Source organism: Commensalibacter sp. Nvir, from assembly GCF_963921845.1.
Taxonomy (GTDB): domain Bacteria; phylum Pseudomonadota; class Alphaproteobacteria; order Acetobacterales; family Acetobacteraceae; genus Commensalibacter.
In genome coordinates, this window is sequence record NZ_CAWUGZ010000040.1 from 1 (window position 1) to 19,943 (window position 19,943).

Sequence of the window (19,943 nt, forward strand, 5' to 3'; positions counted from 1 at the left end):
ACATAATGTTTAGTTTTTCTGTAGGTATTAACCCCCCAAAAACCACTCAACGCGCTGACAATTGCACCTAAGACTGAGCCCACAAAACACCATATGGCGATCCGGGCAACAGCTTGGGCTGCTTGGTCCATTTTTTCTTTGAGCTTGGACTTAAAGTCAGCAAAATCTTGTTTTGCTTGGTTAATTTTATCTTTAAGTTGATCAATTTTTTGATTAGTTGTGTCGACTGCCTGTTGACGATAATACATGAAATTATCAACGATTTGTCTAGCTTCTTGAGCATTGTAAGACGTATTAGAAGCAATTGCTTTGGCAACATCGTCACGATTTATAGCTTGATTAATTTTTTCTGAACGTTGTTTGATTTGGTTCATTAAGTCAGAGAGGATACGATCGCTATCATTAGGAGAAACAGCAATATCCTTTAACGCTTGCATTGCATCGTTCTTCGTATGTTCAAATTGGGATTTTAGGTAATTCGGTTGCAATGTAGGAATATTGGTGTCTCTAAGGGCTTGTAATGCTTTGCTATCCAAATTCATGTTTGGCAGATCAAGATTTATATTAAATTGCTTTAATATATCACTACCTGCACCAAAAGTTTCTTTAAGCCCTTTTGCAGAAACAGAGCCAATTCCCTCGGCGGCACTTCCAGTTGCAGAAGCAATCGATCCGATTGTATTCCCAACCATGCCAACCATGCTTCCTGCAGAAATCAATCCCAATACCGTTGCAATGACTAAAGAGGTTGCCCAAACCAATACACCGTGTATCATGCCGTCATACCCTGCCAAACGACCAGCTATGAAAGCCCCGCAAACAAGGCTGATCATAACGGACACAATCCACCAAACCATAACGAGGGTATGAGAGCCGCTAAGCACATCATCTGATTGAAAGGACATCATTGATATTCCAAGACCCGTGCCCAATACAGATAATAACAGGGACACCGCCATTACAATAAATAGTCCTGCAATGACGCTTCCCCAAGATATACGATTTTTTAAATGATGCTCATTTAAAGGTTCCATTATTATCTCCGCTATTATTGTAAATACAACTTATAAAATAATATAAATAGCGAAAATTTACTGTTTTATTTAATATTAAAATATTCAATTTTTTAAATTGTGTTTGTTTTACCACGAATTGTTAATAATTAATTAATAATTTTAATATTTTTTTAATAAAATTGCTGTTTTTATTATAAATAAACCTTATGGAACAGACAAATGTTTTTTTATTTTCAGCGAATACTTTAAGTATTATTATTTTTCTAATTTTTAAAAATAAAATAAGGAAAAAAATAAAAAAAATAAGCTGTGTTGAAATTTCTTTCCCCACAATTTCAACCCATAATGGTGCCCAAAAGAAGAGTTGAACTTCCACGATCTTCCGATCACAGGTACCTGAAACCTGCGCGTCTACCAATTCCGCCATTTGGGCATATTTATATTTTGCAAAGGATATTACTACTGTTGAATATAAAAATGTCAATATATTATAGTTCTATTATTTATTTCGTACTGTGTTAAAGAAGTAATTATTATAAAATAGAATTTTTAGCTCTAGGAGCCTTCTTGTGGGTGAAATACGTAAAATAGCAACTGTAATTGGTATGAATTCATTTGTTGAGGACTATTTAATTGAGCGATTAGCAAAGGAAAATTATAGTATTCGTTTTGCTGTTCCACAACCTAGTAAAATAAAAAGGCAAAAAATTTTTGGCAAGGTTGGACAAATTACTCCGCTTTTTTTATCGCCTAGCAAAGAGCGGACAATTGTTCGGGCTATTGAAGGTGCAGAATTGGTTATTAATTTATTCGAAGCAAACCGCAGCGATACCTATAACTTAATGCACGAAAAAAATGTAAATTTTGTCAAACAACTTGCTAAGTTGTGTTCAGCATCTGGCGTACGTAAAGTGTTCCACTTTTCAGTTTTAGGTGCTTCCGAGAATAGTAAATCTACGTATTTGTCAAGCAAATTTGAGGGAGAACAAAATGTTATCAAAGAATTTGAAAATGCCTTTATTTTGCGTCCTAGTATTATATTTGGCCCAGGAGATAGTTTTTTAAATAAATTATGTCAAATTATTAGTTATTTACCAGTCGTGCCTGTTTATAATGTTAATACAAGACTACAACCAGTTTATGCCGGTGACATTGCCGATGCAGTTTGTCAACTATCAAAAAAAAGCAAATTAAATACCCAAATATTGAACTTAGCAGGTTCTGAAACGTATACTAATAGAGAGCTGGTGACTTTGCTGATCCATTGGTTGCATCGATCAAATAATATAAGTGGATTAACACCAACTTTTATAAGGCTAATGTCATATTTTTTACAATATATGCCAGGAAAACTTATTTCTCCTGAACTTTTAAATATGATGGAATATGATTCTTGTCTTGATAATTTGAAAAATGATTTAATACAATTAAGAATTGTACCCAAATCCTTAAATCTTATTATACCTACCTATTTAACTTGCTATAGACCCGATAATGATTTGAAAAATATGAAAAAACTACTTCATTAGATTGAACAATAAATAGGTTACATCAAATTACTAATGTAAAAGAGTCTAATAGGTCAGTACTACTGTCTTTTTTTTTAACTTAAGATAAAATAAATATTAGACATAATCTATTTATTTAGTATCGGTAGAAGTATGTCTAATAAAATGTTAAAATTCATTTTCCTTAAACAGCGTCAGCCAAAAAAGCGTCCTGCTGAACAGCGAAAACGTGATTTTTTCGAAATCTACCGTCGTTTTACTAAAAAACAAGCTATGGAGCAGGCAAGTCGATGCTCACAATGTGGAGTGCCCTATTGTTCAACTAAATGTCCAGTATCAAATTACATACCTAATTGGTTAAAATTAACTACAGAGGGTCGCTTCGAAGAAGCGTTTGCGATTTCAAGTGAAACAAATAGTTTTCCTGAAATTTGTGGACGCATTTGTCCTCAAGACCGTTTATGTGAGGGAAATTGTGTTATCGAATCTGGTTTTAACAGCGTAACCATAGGAGCAGTGGAGGCGTTCATAACCGACAATGCTTTTAAACATGGTTTAATAAAGCCAATTATCCCCCAAAAAGAACTCAATAAATCAATTGGTATTATTGGTGCAGGGCCTTGTGGCATGGCAGCTGCCAACATATTAAGGCAAAAAGGTTATAGAGTTGCTATCTACGATCGTTATGATCGTGCTGGTGGATTAATGACCTATGGGATACCTACATTTAAATTAGAAAAAAATATCGTTCAGCGTCGACAAAAACAGCTCGAACAATCTGGAGTAGATTTCCATTTTAATACCGTAGTCACAAGTAAATCAGGGATTGGAAGTATATCGTTTAAAGAGTTGTATGGAATATACGATGCAGTTTTCATTGCTACGGGAACTTATAAAAAAAAGGATATGTGGGTACCAGGTTCTAAATTACCAGGTGTTGTTCAAGCTCTAGATTATCTGATAGCGTCTCAAAAAACTCAATTATCAACGGACATGAATGCTAAAAATAAACATGTGATCGTCATAGGTGGTGGCGATACTGCTATGGATTGCTTGCGTACAGCCATTCGACAAGGAGCTAAATCGGTTAAATGCATGTATCGTCGCGATGAGGCGACTATGCCAGGTTCCAAAATGGAGGTAAAGAATGCCAAAGAGGAAGGTGTAGAGTTTATTTGGCAAGCAATACCTGAGACATTTATTGGGGGAAACTGTGTACAATCCATTACAGCGTTAAGAACGGAGTTAGAAGTTTCCGAATTAGATAATCAACAGACCGTTAAACCTATCGAAAATACTTCGTTTAACTTGCCTGTTGATATGGTTATCAAGGCTTTGGGCTTTGCTCCTGAACCTATATCCGATCTATGGGATATCAACGATTTATCGTTGAATAAATATGGAAATATATTAATTACTAACCCCCCTTGCATGACGTCTATACCAGGTGTCTTTGCTGGAGGCGATATTGTTAGAGGCGCTAGTTTGGCGGTATGGGCTATAAAAGATGGGCAAGATGCAGCACATCAAATAAGTCAATGGTTAGAAAATCCGACCTTTAAAAAAAGTAAACTACTTTAACTCTAATAAAATTAGGTGAAAACAGAAATTAAATGGATACATATTTTACCCCTGGGCGAGAATAAATGATGCATGAAAATTTTATAAACAAAAGGTTGAAAAACGAAAAAATACTTAAAGAAGTATATTCTGTTAATCAGGAGCATGATGCTTGCGGGGTCGGACTGATAGCTGCATTGGATGGAAAAAAAAGACGCACAGTTGTTGAGGCTGGAATAACTGCGTTGAAGGCTCTGTGGCATCGTGGGGCGATTGATGCCGATGGCAAAACAGGTGATGGGGCAGGGATACATATTGAAATATCTCAAGATTTTTTTTCAAATTCTATTCGAAATGGACATAATCCTGTTCACCATGGTAGTTTGGCAGTCGGAATGGTTTTTTTGCCCAAAAACGATCTTGACAGTCAGGAATGTTGTAGACAAATTATTGAAACAGAAATCATCTCTTTTGGTTATTCTATTTATGGGTGGAGGCAAGTGCCCATCAATACAGAATGTATTGGCGAAAAAGCAAATGCGACACGACCTGAAATTGAACAAATCTTAATTAATAATATCAAAAATCACTCTGAAGACGAATTTGAACAAAATCTTTATATTATTCGTCGAAAAATTGAAAAAAAAGCAATTGAAAATTATGCAGATCTTTACATCTGTTCGTTATCTTGTCGATCAGTTATTTATAAAGGGATGTTTTTAGCTGAAAATCTTACTGATTTTTATCCAGATCTTTTAGACGAACGCTTTGTTAGTCGTTTTGCCATTTACCACCAACGTTATTCAACCAATACATTTCCTACTTGGAAACTGGCTCAACCTTTTAGGAAAATTGCTCATAACGGAGAAATCAATACGTTATCAGGTAATATAAATTGGATGAAAAGCCATGAAACTCGGCTTTCTTATCCCACTTTAGACCCTTATATCAAAGCTCTTAAACCCGTTATACAATCCAATGGCTCAGACACAGCTGCTTTGGATAATGTTTTTGAATTGCTAACCTTCGCTGGAAGAGATGCGCCCACTGTCAAAGCATTACTTATTCCCCCTGCTTTAACAACACAAGAAGATTTAAGTCAAGATGTTCAAGATATGTATGGCTATTCCAATGCAGTTATGGAACCATGGGATGGACCTGCAGCTTTGTGTGGCACTGATGGAAATTGGGTGATTGCTGGGCTTGATAGAAACGGTTTGAGGCCACTAAGGTATACTATAACTACTGATAATTTATTAATACTGGGTTCAGAAACAGGAATGATTCGAATACCTGAACATAAAATAATTGAAAAGGGTCGATTAGGACCCGGTGAAACAATGGGTTTTGATATGCGAACTGCAGAGCTATTCAAACCTAAAGATATAACGCAATATTTGATAAAAAAACAAAATTATGGGGAATGGGTAAAAAATATACAGCCTATCACGGATATTGTTAAAACAATTATCACAAAAGACCAACTCATTCCCAGTGATGAATTGCATAGGAGGCAACTTGCAGTAGGCATTACCATTGAAGATTTAGAAATGATATTGCAACCTATGGTTGACAATGGTCAAGAAGCGATTGGTTCTATGGGAGATGATACGCCTTTGTCTGTTTTAAGCGAACGGTATAGAGGGTTGTCTCATTATTTTCGCCAACGATTTAGTCAAGTAACGAACCCCCCCATTGATAGCTTACGGGAAACCCCTGTAATGTCATTAAATACAAGACTTGGCAATTTAGGAAATATCTTAGACCAGTCTTCAGAACAATGTCGTATGCTCAAATTGCCCAGTCCTGTCCTAAGCACAGGAGAATTTAAAGCCTTACAAAATTTCTGTGATACATCAGGTTTTACGATTAATTGCAATTTTAGCGTAAATGGAGGAGAAGCAGAATTAAGACAAGCCTTGAAACGTATCTGTTTAGAGGCTGAGGTCGCGGTGAGATCGGGATGTACCCACGTTTTTTTAACCGATGAAAAACAAACAAAGGAAATGGCGCAGGTTCCGATGATTTTGGCGACTGCTGCTGTTCATACCCATCTTGTCCGACAATCTCTTAGAACATTTACTTCTTTGAATGTTAGATCTGCAGATACATTAGATGTTCATTCTTTTGCTGTTTTAATTGGCGTAGGTGCAACGACAGTAAACGCTTATTTAGCACAAGAGTGTATTATAGAAAGACACAAAAAAGGTATTTATGGCAGTAAAACATTAGAAGAATGTTTTTTGAATTACCGTAGTGCTATAAATAAAGGTTTGTTGAAAATTATGGCCAAACTCGGTATTTCTGTAATTGCTTCTTATCGAGGAGGATATAATTTTGAAGCCATCGGCCTTTCTAGAGCATTAGTGGCTGAATTTTTCCCTGGAATGTCATCTCGTATTTCAGGTATCGGACTTTCGGGAATTGCCTATAATGTAGAAACTTTTCATAAAAAAGCTTGGGATTTAAATAGAAAAATGCTTTCTATTGGTGGGCTTTATACTTGGAGGAAACAAGGTGAAAAGCATATTTTAAGTGGCAATGTTATTAAGTTAATACAAGAAGCAGTTAAAAAAAATAGTTGGTCCATTTATCAAAAGTATCTCGAAGAAATACAAAAAATTTCACCTATAGCGTTACGGGATTTATTAGATTTTAGATCATTAGGTCAACCTATTCCAAACGAAACAGTCGAAAGCATAACACAATTAAGAAAACGCTTAATATCCCCTGGCATTTCTTTGGGAGCGCTAAGTCCCGAAGCTCATGAAACTTTGGCTATTGCCATGAATCGTATGGGAGCTCGATCCAATTCAGGTGAGGGTGGTGAAGATGTCAGTCGATTCAAACCACGCATGAATGGAGATAATGCTTCTTCTGCGATAAAACAAATTGCATCGGGAAGGTTTGGCGTTACGGCTGAATATTTAACTAACTGTCGCGAAATTGAAATTAAAATTGCACAAGGTGCTAAGCCGGGTGAGGGGGGACAATTACCGGGTTTTAAAGTTACAAGTTTAATTGGTAATCTTAGGCATGCCGTGCCTGGTGTAACATTGATTTCACCCCCTCCTCACCATGATATCTATTCTATAGAAGATTTAGCACAATTAATTTACGATTTAAAACAAATTAATCCTGAGGCTACAGTAACTGTCAAACTTGTTGCAGCTTCAGGTATCGGTACAATTGCTGCCGGTGTGGCAAAAGCAAAAGCGGATACTATTTTAATTTCGGGTCATAATGGAGGCACGGGTGCATCTCCTCTGTCATCTATTAAATATGGGGGTATTCCCTGGGAAATGGGATTAGCTGAAACCCATCAAGTTTTAATGCTGAATAATTTGCGTCATCGAATTACTTTACGGGTGGACGGTGGTATTCATACAGGGAGAGATGTGGTAATAGCGGCAATGCTTGGGGCTGAAGAATTTGGTATTGGAACCCTTAGTTTAATCGCTATGGGATGTATGATGGTTAGACAATGCCATTCAAATACCTGTCCTGTAGGCATCTGTACTCAAGATGAAAATTTGCGTAAAAAATTCGTTCACGATGGTGTTGAACGAGTTATGAATTTATTTTCCTTTATCGCCGAAGAGATGCGCAATATTTTAGCTTCTTTAGGATTTTCATCGTTAAATGAGATTATTGGCCGCACTGATTTGTTGAGTCAGGTTTCAAGAGGAGGGTCATTTCTTGATGATTTGGATCTTAATTCTTTGTTAGCTAAAGTTGATCCAGGACCTTATAAAACGTATTGTACCCGTAAAGGTAGAAATGAAGTACCTGAGAGTTTAGATGCTCAGATGATTGTAGATGCTAATCCATTGTTCGAACATGGGGAAAAAATGCAATTACGCTATAATGTAAATAATACTCACCGAGCAATAGGAACGAAAATCTCTTCAATGATTACCCGTCGTTTTGGAATGAAAGGATTAGCACAGGATCATTTAACCATACAATTAAGCGGTTCTGCTGGACAGTCGTTAGGGGCATTCGCTGTTCAAGGGATCAAATTAAAAGTTTTAGGAGATGCCAATGATTATGTTGGTAAAGGGTTGTCGGGGGCTACAATTGTTATAAGGCAAGCTCTAGATTCCAATTTAGTCTCACATCGTAATGTTATTATAGGGAATACAGTTTTATATGGAGCTACAGCGGGATATCTTTTTGCTGCAGGGATCGCAGGAGAACGATTTGCTGTACGTAACTCTGGAGCTACTGCTGTAGTAGAAGGGTGTGGTTCAAACGGATGCGAATACATGACCGGAGGTACGGTCGTAATTCTTGGAGAGATTGGTTCTAATTTTGGTGCAGGTTTTACGGGAGGGATGGCTTTTGTATATGATCCTGAAAATCAATTTGAAAAAAATGTTAATCCGTCCACTTTAAAATGGCAAAGAATTTCTGAAGAAAAATATGAAATGAAGCTCAAAAAACTTATTCAAAAATATGCTAAAGAAACAGAGAGTACTTACGCGATTTCATTGCTTCATAAATGGTCAATGACACTTCAACATTTTTGGCATGTAATTCCTATAGAGTATGCCAAAGCCATTGATTTCAAATTCCAAGAGGATAATTAAATACTGCTCTTTTTATAATTTTTAAGAGAATACTGTGCACAAAACTTGGGAATAACTTATTCTCATTTTATAAAGAGTATGATAAGGAAGTTTATAGAAAAGAGCGCATCTTTATCGCTTGTTGTCTTGATACGAAACTTGGCTGTCTTATAAATACGTCACGTATTTTTACAAATTTTTGTCGGAGAGTAAACGTACATGCCAGTTACCGGTCTGGCTACCGTTTTATTATCAACAGCGGTACTTTTAGTCATTGTAAGTGCTGTACAGCCTATGGCTAAACGCCTAGAATTGTCTGAGACGGTATTATTGGCTATCGTTGGAATAATTTTAGGTGGTGCAGCGGATCTAGTTTTACGCAGTTCTCAAATACATTTTTTTGACACTGCAGCAGAAATGTTGCTTGATTTTCCAATAAATAGTGAAGGTTTTTTATTAATATTTCTTCCTATTTTAGTATTTCAAGCTGGATTAGCCATTGATGTTCGACGACTTTATCATGATATTGGGACCGTATTATTATTAGCTATTGTTGCTGTTGTATTTTCAACAGCTATGATTGGTTTGGCACTATATCCATTCTCAGGCATGCCTATGATTGTTTGTCTGTTGATAGGGTCAATTGTTGCAACTACCGATCCATCCGCAGTTGCTGGTATATTCAGAGAAATTGGTGCTGCTACCCGCTTAACGCGTTTGGTTGAAGGTGAATCTTTACTAAACGACGCCGCTGCTATATCAATATTTTCCACATTGATTGCTGCAGTTATAGCGCATAAAGAAGTTCATTTTTTTAGTTCTGCAATAAGTATTCTTATATCATTCGCTGGGGCAATTCTTGCGGGTTATATATTTGCTCGACTATCTCTATGGATGATTGTTGCATTAGGATCGACCTCAGGAAGGGCTGCTGAAATTACCCTTACCGTTGCTTTACCCTATATTTCATATATTGCTTGTGATGAGATCATTGGATTTTCAGGTGTAGTTGCGGCTGCCACGGCAGGGCTGACTTTATCAGCATATGGACCGTCTACTTTTAGACCACAGACGTGGCGCTTTCTCAATGAAATTTGGCAGCAAATTGTATTCTGGGCAGGTTCATTACTTTTCGTATTAGCCTCTATGTTGGTTCCAAGACTTTTAATCGGTATGACTAAGTGGGACTGTGTTTTAGTTTTAGTAGCCATTATTGCTGGCTTAATTGCTAGAGGGATAGTTATTTTTGGATTATTGCCCATTTTATCTGCTACCAAATTATCTCCTCCTATTTCAACCCCTTTCAAAGCGACAATGGTATGGGGCGGATTGCGTGGGGCAATTACTTTGGCACTCGCATTAGCGGTAACAGAAAATGAATTGATTTCGACACCAATTTCACATTTCGTTGGAATAATTGCAACAGGCTTTGTTTTGATCACGTTATTAGTGAATGGCACAACCCTAAGAGCCGTAGTTGTATATTTTCGTTTGGATGAGTTAACACCCATTGATCAGGCTGTAAGGCACCAAATTTTAAGCATAAGTTTGGGGCGAGTTAGGGACAAAACTAGAAGGATAGCCAATGAATTTGGCTTTGCTAATCAAGTTATACGCTATGTTATAGAGGATCTTGATCGGAGGATAGAAGAAGAACAAGAGGCCAATACATTTGACACGGCTTTAGGAAATAGGGAAAGAATAGCCTTAGCATTAATTACCATTGCCACACAAGAACGATCAATATTACTTGATCTTTTTCGAATGCAAGGCTTACCAAGGAGAGTAATGGAGACCTTGGTTCGTTCAGCCGAAGCTACTATTGATGGGGCATGGCAAGAAGGGCGATATGGTTATGTAACAGCAATGCACAAGCGTTTGCATCCCCCTCTAAGATTTCGAATTGCTCAATATATTCATCGAAAATTGCATATCGATAAACCACTTATGTATTGTATGATGGAGCGTTTCGAAATTTTACTTGTATCTCGATTTGTTTCGATATCTCTAACACGGTTTGTAAAACGCCGCATTGAACCAGACTTAGGCACACGGGTTGCTGAAATTATTTCTGAAGTCTTAGAACGCCAAAATCGTATGCTGGATGATGCTTTGGAAACCATGAGAATGCATTATCAAGGGTATGTCGAAGCTCTTGAATCTCGATTTTTGAAACTTGTGGCCTTAAGGCTTGAAAGAGAAGAGTACGATAGTCTTTTGGGTGAATCAATGATCAGTGACGAATTGTATTCGGAACTCGACAAATTAACTGAAAAAAGATTTGAACGTTATAATCGACGCCTGCAATTTAATTTAAAAAGTGGTATTGAAAAAAGAGTACGTGAGCTCCCTTGTTTAAGAGATGTTCCACAGGCGGTTTTGTACGATTTAAGTATGTCAATGTCTATTTGTTTTGTTTTCCCCGGTGAAATTATTTTCAAAAGGGGGCAAATAGTTCGTAACGTCTATTTCATCAGTAGTGGACTCTTTGAAACACATGTTGAAAGTAAAGCTTTTTTATACGGCATCGGTGATGTATTGGGAGCAAATGAATATATTTACAATCGAAGGTTATCTTCAATTTACCGTTCGTTACGATTTGGTTATTTATTAATTATGCGTGTAGATGTTTTTAAACGTTTATTAATGGATTATCCCGTGGTTAAACAAAACCTAATTCAAATTGATCATGCTAGACATCGTCCAAATGATGAATTAAATGAAGGAATAAAAACACCTTTACTAACTTATGATCCTAATACTTCAACTTCGAATGAAACTTTAATGATTAGTCGCCAGAGTCCTACTGAAGTTGATAAAAAATAAATAAACTTAAAACTACATTTAATAAATGAGCTAATCTGCACTTAAAAAAATATTATTTTTCCTGCACAAGATTGGAAACCATGGAAATTTGTTTATTTTATAATGAAACTTGTTGATTACTCTACAAATTTTGATTTTTAAAATTAAATAAAATGAATAAATTAAATCGCAACAAACTTTATAGCTTTGAAAAATAGTAAATATATTTATTATTCAATTGTATTAATTTTTATGTTTGGCAATAAACGAACTAGATGTTCCTACAAAAAAATATATTTTGGATCAATGTGTTGCCAATATTCAATACTTAAGTTTCTACAAAAAAACTGAAAATTAAGAATAAAAAAATAAAATAACGAACAAACATTAATCCTTATAGTGAGACTTGAAAGTTTAGTTTTTAATATAAATCAATTTATTATTAAAAAATATTATGTATTAATCAATTGAAAGTCTTTCATTTTGTATTTAAAATTTAAAACCAAAGACATACCATTTATCAAAAGCTATTAACTATTGAGCTTATCATTTTGCAATTTTAGTTATAATGTATATAACTTTAGTATCAGCAAGATTTAATAATAGTCATAATTTCATGGGCCGCAGCTTCCGAGGGAGAATTGTTTCCTGGTGCTTGTAAGGTTTGAATTACTTCTGCAAATCCTTCATATTGACAAAGTTTAAGACGATCATCCATCATTATATTATATAATGTGTCGGCTAATACTGACGGTTTACACCGTTCTTGAAGCAGTTCAGGCACAATTTCTCGTCCTGCTAAAAGATTAACAATACAAACAAAGGGTACTTTAATCAGTTTTTTTGCAATAATTGCTGTTAACATATTCACTCGGTAGGCAACGACCATAGGAGTTTTAAATAAAGCCAGTTCGAGCGTACTAGTACCAGATTTGGTTAAGGCTATGTCGGCAACCGTATAGGCATCTAATTTATCGCTGGCATCTGAGATAATTAAAGGTTGAATTGGCCAGTTTTGAACAAGATGTTTCACTTTTTTTTCTGCCAATGGGGAAGTAGGTATAATCGCTATCAATTCAGATAGTTTTAATCTTAATAAGAAAAAAGTTTTTTCAAATATAGGAAGTAATTTTGGTAACTCGGATCGTCTACTGCCTGGCATTAAAAGCAATATAGGTTGTTTTGTAGAAATATTATATTTTTCCTTAAATGCATTAGTATTGCCTGCTTGCGTATTGTTTTCTAACACTGGATGACCAACGAAACTACTATTTAACTTCCATTTAAGAAAAAAATCTTTTTCAAAAGGAAATAAACATAGAAGTTTATCCCACAATCCTGGAAATTTTTTGACCCTATTTTCATGCCATGCCCAAACTTGAGGGGCCACATAATGCACGCGTTTAATACCCATATGTTTAAGTTTTTTGAGAAGTCTCAGTGAAAAAGCTGGGCTATCTATGGTAACAACAACATGTGGGTTAAGGGTTCTAATACTTTCTTTGGCTTGGGTAAGGAGCCTTAACAATTTGTAAAGTTTAGGCAAAACCTCAATGAAGCCCATAACAGCGAGCTCATCCATAGGAAACAACTGTAGTTGTCCTTGTTTTTTCATCTGTGAGCCGCCCACACCAAAAAAAGTGATATGTGGATGCTGCTTCCTCAATGATTTCATAAGCTTGGCGCCTATATCATCACCACTGGTTTCACCTGCCAGTATCCATATTTTTAGGTTTTTATCAGTTTGCATAGGTATTTTTAACAATTATATAGCAAAGTAGGTTCAATTTGCGGTTTATCAATAACGACAAGCTTATTTTCTCGATAAGCTCTGTAAAAGCAACTTCTGCGACCCGTATGACAGGCCACCCCTTTTTGATTAACAATTAATAACAATGCGTCCCCATCGCAATCAAGACGCATTTCAATTAACGTTTGCGTTTGCCCTGATGTTTCACCTTTTCGCCAAAGCTTTTTTCTGCTACGAGAGTAATAACAGACTTGATGAGTGGTTAACGTTTCAATAATAGATTCTTCATTCATCCAAGCCATCATTAATACTTCTTTACTGTCAACTTGTTGGGCAATCGCAGCGACAAGTTTATCTTGATTAAATTTGATTTCTAGTAACAAAGCTGAATAATCAGGTTTAGTCATAGGTTGACCTTTGGTTAAACATAACGAGCAAGAGTTTGGATTGTATAGGGATATATGAAATCGTCAAAGACTAAAAACATTTTGTTTATTACTTCTACACGCCTTGGCGATGCGGTTATCTCCACAGGTCTTCTGAATTATTTGTTAAAAAAATATCCTTATGCCTCTTTTACAATAGCTTGTGGTCCCGTAGCGGCTGGGCTTTTTGAAGCCATGCCTCAAAAAGAAAAAATACTTATCGTAGAAAAAAAAAGATTTGATTTTCATTGGCTCATTTTATGGTCAAAATTGGTATGGAAGGTTTGGGATTTAATTGTTGATTTGCGAGGGTCAGGCCTTAGCTTTTTTCTATACGCAAAGCAAAAAAAAATTATTAAAGGGGGTAGAATTAAAGAATATCGTGTTGATTATTTAGCTAAACTTTTTAATATTGTTCCTACGCCGTTGCCAAGCGTTTGGTATGGTGAAAAAGATTACAAATTAGCTTCGCAAACTTTACCTAATAACCATTTTTATATAGCTCTTGCTCCTACAGCAAATTGGATAGGAAAAATTTGGCCTATCGATAATTTTATTCAACTGGCTATTCTTTTAAAAGAAAAATATTTAGACGTTCGCTTTGTCATTTTATATGGTCCTGGCCCTCAAGAACAAGCTATGGCAAAACCATTGCTAAATGCAAATTTACCCGTTATAGACGCAGGTGGCCGGTATACATTACCTCAAGTTTCTGCTTTATTATCTCGATGCGCTGGTTTTATTGGGAATGATTCAGGACTTATGCATCTGGCTTCAGCGTGTAGTATACCTGTCTTGGGATTATTTGGTCCAAGTAAAATTTCTGAATATGCACCAGCAGGAAGATTTTCCCGATCCATTGTTGCTAAGGGTAAAGAAGGTGCGGGTAAGATGAGTGATTTATCCGTGTATGACGTTTACAATGAATTTATATCTCTCATTGAGCAAACGCGTTAAAATTAGCAGGTAAAGCGATTAAAATGAGTGGTTTGTTACATAATGAATAATTCAAATAATCTTTCTATTGCTCATATAATGTCTGGGGCGCAACATGGTGGAGCTGAATTGTTCTATGAACGTTTATGTATCGCTCAATACCAACAAGGACTAAATATACTACCCATCATAAGAAAAAACCCTGCTAGAAAGCAGAGATTAGAGCATATGGGTTTAGAACCCTATGAAGCACATTTTAGAAGCCAATTTGATTTTTTGACACGTTATAAAATTAAAAAGAAACTAGAAAATTTTTCTCCGGATGTTGCGGTGGCATGGATGAATCGAGCCGCATGTTTATTGCCAAAAGGAAACTGGGTAAATATTGGTAGGTTAGGGGGTTTTTATAATCTTAAATATTATAAAAACTGCGACTATCTTGTGGGAAATACGCATGGAATAGTTAAATGGATTATTCAACAGGGATGGCCTAAAAATTATGTTCACTACGTTCCTAATTTTGCTAGAGATTTCCCGACCACTCTACCAACAAGACCTAAAATTATCCCCAAAAATGTTCCTTTTATATTGGCACTAGGTCGTTTGCATCGCAACAAAGGTTTTGATGTTTTACTAAACGCATTATCTCATATTAACGATGCTTATCTAATTATTGCAGGTGAAGGAGAGGAGCGGAAAAATTTAGAAAATTTGATAACTTCATTGAACCTCAGCCACCGCGTGTCTTTACCAGGGTGGGTCAACGATATTGCTCCTTTAATCAAGGCATGCGATGTTTTAGTATGTCCGTCAAGACACGAACCTTTGGGGAATGTGGTACTTGAAGGATTTGCTGCAGAGAAACCTGTGGTTGCTATGGCCTCTCAAGGTCCAAAAGAACTAATTACTCATGGACATAACGGGTTGTTAAGCAAGATGGAAGATGAGTTTTCAATGGCTGAGGCTATTCAGCTCATAATTAAAGATCCTGCGAAGGGAGCCGCAATAGCACATTATGGACGAAAACATTTTGAAGAACATTTTAGTAAAAAAGCTGTTTTAAATTTATGGAAATTGTTTTTTATGAAAGTAAAAGATAACGTATGTGCGGCATAGCCGGAATAGCGCTCAGACCCCATCAGACCATTAAAGAATGGCAAAAGAAAGCGTTAGTTCAAGCTTTACGTCATCGTGGTCCAGATGGACAGGGTGAATGGACAACAAACACTGCTGTGTTAATTCATACCCGCCTATCCATTGTTGATGTCGAGCATGGCAAACAACCTTTATTAAACAATAATCAATTTGCTACTGTCGTTAATGGTGAAATTTATAACGATCCTGAATTAAGAAATTTAAATAAAAATTATAATTTTTTAACCAAAAGCGATAGCGAATGCGTTATTCCTTTGTGGGAAAAATTTCATGAAGAGTATACTGAGAAATTAAGAGGAATGTATGCTGTAGCGCTTGTCGATAACGGCCGAGGAGTTGTGGTGTTAAGCCGTGATCCTTTTGGTATTAAGCCATTGTATTATACTTGTACAGATAAAGGCATAGCTTTTGCCTCTAAACCACAAGCGTTATTGAAAGCTGGATTTGCTAAAGCAAAAATTGATTTTTCTGCATTAAGCACCCTCTTACAACTGCAATTTTATTCTGGCAGTAATACCATTTTTCAAGGGATTAAGCGTTTAGCTCCAGGTGAAAATTTGATTATTAAGGATGGAGAAATCATAAAAAAATTACAAAAGCCCGTTGTTAACTTTGAAAAACGTAAAATTTTCGATGTTAAACCTGCTTTAGACGAACTGGATGAAGTTTTGACAAAGAGTGTTGAAGTCCATCAACGTGCTGATGTGCCTTTAGGATTATTTTTATCAAGCGGGATCGATAGCTCAATTTTATTAAAACTAATGCAGCGTCTAGGTAGAGAAAAACGTTTATGTGCTTGGACAGCTCGTTTTGAAACCAATAAAGAACCCGGTGGTGTTGATGAAAGTAAGCAAGCTGCGCTGTTAGCTAAGGAGGTAGGAGCCCAGCACCATATATTTTCTATTACTCAGCAACAAGTTTGGCAGTATTTGCCCCAAATTGTCAATTGTATGGATGATCCAGCTTTTGATTACGCGATTATACCTACTTGGTTTTTAGCAAAAGACGCTAGTCAATCGGTCAAAGTTATTCTATCTGGAGAAGGGGGAGATGAACTTTTTGCCGGCTATGGTCGATATCGCAAAGTTTCAAGACCTTTCTGGTTGGGTGGAAAAAAACTTTATTCCAAACCCATATTTTATAATACCAGTCTTTTGAAATTTTCTAACGCGCAATGGAGAAATAAAATCCGTGACATGGAACAAAAGAGTTTAAATTTTGACCTTACCCGACTTACGCAAGCACAATGGCTCGATATAAACACTTGGTTGCCTGACGATCTCTTATTAAAACTTGATCGGTGTCTGATGGCTCACGGTGTGGAAGGGCGTGTTCCTTTCCTTGATAAGAAGGTGGCTGAGTTTTCTTTTCGTTTAGCCGATACGCTAAAAATTAATCAAGGAAAAGGCAAGTGGATTTTGAGAAAATGGTTAGAAAAAAATTTCCCATCGGCCGAACCTTTTGCGCCGAAACAAGGGTTTACAGTTCCCATAGGGTTATGGATTGAACAAAATGCTTTAACTTTGGCTCCTTTAGTGGCTAAACAACAAGGAATAAAAGCTATTTTTGACACAACACAAATTTTGAAATTATTTGAAAAAGCATCTGGTCGTAAGGAACGCCATATGGCATGGAATATATTGTGTTATGCCTTGTGGCATAAAATATATATTATGGGCTATTCTCCTATGGGTTCAACCTGTGAACTCTTAGCAGCTTAGGAAGGTTTTGGGATAATGCATTATGATTTAATATTAAAAAATGGAACGTGTATTTTCCCTTGGGGCCAAGAAAAAACGAATATAGGTGTTAAGGCAGGTAAAATATACTCTTTATCAACAAAAAATGAAGATGAAGCCACGCATTTATTAAATGTGGAACATTGCTTTGTTTTGCCTGGATTAATTGATTGTCATGTTCATTTTCGCGAACCCGGTAATGCTTTAGTTGAATCCATCGAAACAGGAACCAGGGCTGCAGCTTTAGGAGGACTCACCGGTGTATTGGACATGCCTAACACAACACCACCCATTACAACAATGGAAATGATTCAATGGAAGCAAAAACGAGCTTTAGAAACCAGTTGGGTTAATTATGGATTTTACGTCGGTGCAACGCATAACAATATTCAAGAGCTCGCTCGATTAGAAACCCAAATGGGTGTATGTGGTGTTAAAGTGTATGCCGGGTCATCAACGGGTGATTTAATGGTTGAAGACGATCCCAGTATAGAAGCTATTATGTTGAGCAGTCGTCGTCGGGTTTATTTCCATGCTGAAGATGAATATCGATTAAGAGAACGAAAGAAACTTTTTTGTGTGGGTATGCCTTATGAAAATCATCCGTTATGGCGTGATGAAGAATGTGCATTTCTAGCGACTAGACGAATTGTCGCATTAGCGAAAAAGACAGGCCGGCCCGCCCATATTTTGCATACAACCACTCAAGAAGAGTTGGAATGGCTGGAACATTATAAAGCAATTGCTACCATAGAGGTATTGGTGAATCATTTAACTCAGATTGCACCAGAATGTTACCAACATCTTAAAGGTATGGCGGTCATGAATCCCCCCATTCGGGATAAACGACATTATAATGCTGCTTGGGCGGCTGTACAAAACGGCGTCGTTGACATTCTATCGTCTGATCATGCACCACACGATCCTACTGCTAAGACAAAACCGTGGCTATGTTGCCCTTCAGGGATGCCAGGGGTGCAAACCATTGTTCCTCTCATGCTTAATCATGTTAATGAAAATAAAATTTCTCTATCTAGATTAGTAGATCTTATGGCTGCTAATCCAGCTCGATTATATAGGGTACCTACTAAGGGGCGTATACAAGTAGGGTATGATGCTGATTTCACTGTAGTAGATATGAATAAAACACGTACTATAACCAATGATTGGATTGTTTCACCGGCTGGGTGGACCCCTTATGATCAAAAAAAAGTAAAAGGATGGCCGGTTGCAACAATTGTTAAAGGGAGTATTGTAATGCAAGATGATGCCATCATTGGACAGCCTCATGGTCAACTCATTCAATTTGAGGCATAAATATCCAACTATTCATTACCATAACTAAAAAAGAGTTTTTTCAATGAAACACAAAAAACTAATGTTATCTATCATCGCTGCTTGCAATTTGGGATTGACCGCATCGGCATTTGCTCAAGAATGGATGAGCAGTTGTGGACAAGAACCTAAAGCCCCTACTGTAAATACTTCAACAATAAACAATTATAATAACAGCATAGAAAATTTTAATGCTTATAATAAAGCAATTCGTGCTTATTATAGTTGTATAGCAAAATTAGCTCATGATAAACAACTTGCAATCAGTCAAAAAGCAAAAAGCGACATGGATTTTTATCAAAAAGCATCTTCGGACATCAGAACTAGAATAACCGCCACTCTCACAAAATTACAAAATGAGATTAAAACAGGTGGTCAAAAGATAGGTATTAAAAAGTCAAGTTAAATTAAAAATTTGATTTCAGACTTTTAAAAAATACAAGGAGAAAATTTTAGTGAATAAGGAATTGGAAAAAGAGATTAAAGCTGAATTAAGGGCAGAGCGTTATCAAGCACTTTTTCGCCGTTACAAATTATTAATTATTGCATTAGTCATTATTGTTTTTTTGGTTATTGGAATATGGCAATTTGTTGTATGGCGTAAAAATAGATCTCTTGAACAAGCCTCTACTCATTATTTCAATATTGTCCAACTTCTTAACACTATTGATGGTCAGCCTGTATCTTCAGCTAGTAAAACTCAAGCGTTGGCAGAGTTGGAAAAACATACCAGTCAGTTTCCACAATCTATTAAAACGCTTGCTCAATTCGAACAGGCAAATTTACTAAAGGAACAAAGTAAACGACAAGAGGCATTAAAACTGTGGACGCAAATTAGTAAAGATCTATCCGTAAGACCCGAATTTAGAAGTTTAGCAGAACTGTTTTGGATACAGAACCAACTTGATGACGTCAAACCAGAACAATTACGTGGAAAAATTAGTGAGCTTTTGGGACAACAAACCCCTTGGAATAGTTTAATAAAAGAATGTGAAGCTTTATTAGATCTAAAAACAGGAAATGCTCAAAAAGCTACGCAAATTTTTGGACAACTTTCTTCTGATCCAAATGTCTCTCCAGGTGTTCAACAAAGAGCACGAATGCTGATGCAAATCATCGCAATGAAGAAAATTATTCAGTGAT

Annotated in this window: 12 protein-coding genes, 1 tRNA gene and 1 pseudogene; 10 read left to right on the top strand and 4 right to left on the bottom strand. The window is 36.3% G+C overall.

Translation table 11 applies throughout. The annotated features are described in order from the left end of the window. A pseudogene (locus tag AABE15_RS03105) lies at positions 1 to 1,034 on the bottom strand (hypothetical protein); the annotation flags it as partial. A gap of 328 nt (positions 1,035 to 1,362) precedes the next feature. Continuing rightward, positions 1,363 to 1,449: transfer RNA gene (locus AABE15_RS03110), tRNA-Leu, on the bottom strand. Positions 1,450 to 1,585: 136 nt separating this feature from the next. Here AABE15_RS03110 and AABE15_RS03115 point away from each other — a divergent pair. The 4 genes from AABE15_RS03115 (at position 1,586) to AABE15_RS03130 (ending at position 11,481) form a co-directional block, all read left to right on the top strand. Beyond that, the gene (locus tag AABE15_RS03115; RefSeq protein ID WP_338329821.1) at positions 1,586 to 2,545 is read left to right on the top strand and encodes a complex I NDUFA9 subunit family protein; all 960 of its coding nucleotides are present in this window, start codon (positions 1,586 to 1,588) and stop codon (positions 2,543 to 2,545) included. A 132-nt stretch (positions 2,546 to 2,677) separates the two neighbouring features. Then, entirely contained in the window at positions 2,678 to 4,105 is a 1,428-nt protein-coding gene (locus AABE15_RS03120) for an NAD(P)-dependent oxidoreductase (RefSeq protein WP_338329822.1), read from the top strand. 65 nt (positions 4,106 to 4,170) lie between these two features. Beyond that, complete coding sequence (gene gltB, locus AABE15_RS03125; protein WP_338329823.1) at positions 4,171 to 8,676, top strand: glutamate synthase large subunit; 4,506 nt, start codon at positions 4,171 to 4,173, stop codon at positions 8,674 to 8,676. 198 nt (positions 8,677 to 8,874) lie between these two features. Then, the gene (locus AABE15_RS03130; protein ID WP_338329824.1) at positions 8,875 to 11,481 is read left to right on the top strand and encodes a cation:proton antiporter; all 2,607 of its coding nucleotides are present in this window, start codon (positions 8,875 to 8,877) and stop codon (positions 11,479 to 11,481) included. Positions 11,482 to 12,046: 565 nt separating this feature from the next. Here AABE15_RS03130 and lpxB read toward each other — a convergent pair. Beyond that, complete coding sequence (lpxB, locus tag AABE15_RS03135) at positions 12,047 to 13,210, bottom strand: lipid-A-disaccharide synthase (protein ID WP_338329825.1); 1,164 nt, start codon at positions 13,208 to 13,210, stop codon at positions 12,047 to 12,049. Between the two features lie 8 nt (positions 13,211 to 13,218). After that, positions 13,219 to 13,617, bottom strand: a complete 399-nt coding sequence (gene hisI, locus AABE15_RS03140; protein WP_338329826.1) for a phosphoribosyl-AMP cyclohydrolase — start codon at positions 13,615 to 13,617, stop codon at positions 13,219 to 13,221. Positions 13,618 to 13,671: 54 nt separating this feature from the next. Here hisI and AABE15_RS03145 point away from each other — a divergent pair, with 54 nt between their 5' ends. From AABE15_RS03145 to AABE15_RS03170, 6 genes are read left to right on the top strand one after another with little or no spacing between them, the layout of a single operon-like run. Then, positions 13,672 to 14,592: a glycosyltransferase family 9 protein gene (locus tag AABE15_RS03145; protein ID WP_338329827.1), complete on the top strand. Its 921-nt coding sequence runs from the start codon at positions 13,672 to 13,674 to the stop codon at positions 14,590 to 14,592. Positions 14,593 to 14,634: 42 nt separating this feature from the next. Next, positions 14,635 to 15,687 carry a glycosyltransferase gene (locus tag AABE15_RS03150; protein ID WP_338329828.1) on the top strand — a complete coding sequence of 351 codons (1,053 nt, stop codon included), beginning with the start codon at positions 14,635 to 14,637 and terminating at the stop codon, positions 15,685 to 15,687. Beyond that, positions 15,675 to 17,447, top strand: a complete 1,773-nt coding sequence (asnB, locus tag AABE15_RS03155; protein ID WP_338329829.1) for an asparagine synthase (glutamine-hydrolyzing) — start codon at positions 15,675 to 15,677, stop codon at positions 17,445 to 17,447. The genes AABE15_RS03150 and asnB overlap by 13 nt, the downstream gene beginning before the upstream one ends. 15 nt (positions 17,448 to 17,462) lie before the next feature. Next, positions 17,463 to 18,782, top strand: a complete 1,320-nt coding sequence (locus tag AABE15_RS03160; RefSeq protein ID WP_338329830.1) for a dihydroorotase — start codon at positions 17,463 to 17,465, stop codon at positions 18,780 to 18,782. 43 nt (positions 18,783 to 18,825) lie between these two features. Beyond that, complete coding sequence (locus AABE15_RS03165; RefSeq protein WP_338329831.1) at positions 18,826 to 19,206, top strand: hypothetical protein; 381 nt, start codon at positions 18,826 to 18,828, stop codon at positions 19,204 to 19,206. 49 nt (positions 19,207 to 19,255) lie between these two features. Continuing rightward, positions 19,256 to 19,942 (top strand): hypothetical protein, encoded by a 687-nt coding sequence (locus AABE15_RS03170; protein WP_338329832.1) that lies wholly within the window; start codon positions 19,256 to 19,258, stop codon positions 19,940 to 19,942. Position 19,943 lies beyond the last annotated feature (1 nt).

Excerpts from the sequence above, each read along its gene's own strand:
- AABE15_RS03120 (WP_338329822.1), top strand. The coding sequence starts at position 2,678 with ATGTCTAATAAAATGTTAAAATTCATTTTCCTTAAACAGCGTCAGCCA.
- gltB (WP_338329823.1), top strand. The coding sequence starts at position 4,171 with ATGATGCATGAAAATTTTATAAACAAAAGGTTGAAAAACGAAAAAATA.
- AABE15_RS03130 (WP_338329824.1), top strand. The coding sequence starts at position 8,875 with ATGCCAGTTACCGGTCTGGCTACCGTTTTATTATCAACAGCGGTACTT.
- lpxB (WP_338329825.1), bottom strand. The coding sequence starts at position 13,210 with ATGCAAACTGATAAAAACCTAAAAATATGGATACTGGCAGGTGAAACC.
- hisI (WP_338329826.1), bottom strand. The coding sequence starts at position 13,617 with ATGACTAAACCTGATTATTCAGCTTTGTTACTAGAAATCAAATTTAAT.
- AABE15_RS03145 (WP_338329827.1), top strand. The coding sequence starts at position 13,672 with ATGAAATCGTCAAAGACTAAAAACATTTTGTTTATTACTTCTACACGC.
- AABE15_RS03150 (WP_338329828.1), top strand. The coding sequence starts at position 14,635 with ATGAATAATTCAAATAATCTTTCTATTGCTCATATAATGTCTGGGGCG.
- asnB (WP_338329829.1), top strand. The coding sequence starts at position 15,675 with ATGTGCGGCATAGCCGGAATAGCGCTCAGACCCCATCAGACCATTAAA.
- AABE15_RS03160 (WP_338329830.1), top strand. The coding sequence starts at position 17,463 with ATGCATTATGATTTAATATTAAAAAATGGAACGTGTATTTTCCCTTGG.
- AABE15_RS03165 (WP_338329831.1), top strand. The coding sequence starts at position 18,826 with ATGAAACACAAAAAACTAATGTTATCTATCATCGCTGCTTGCAATTTG.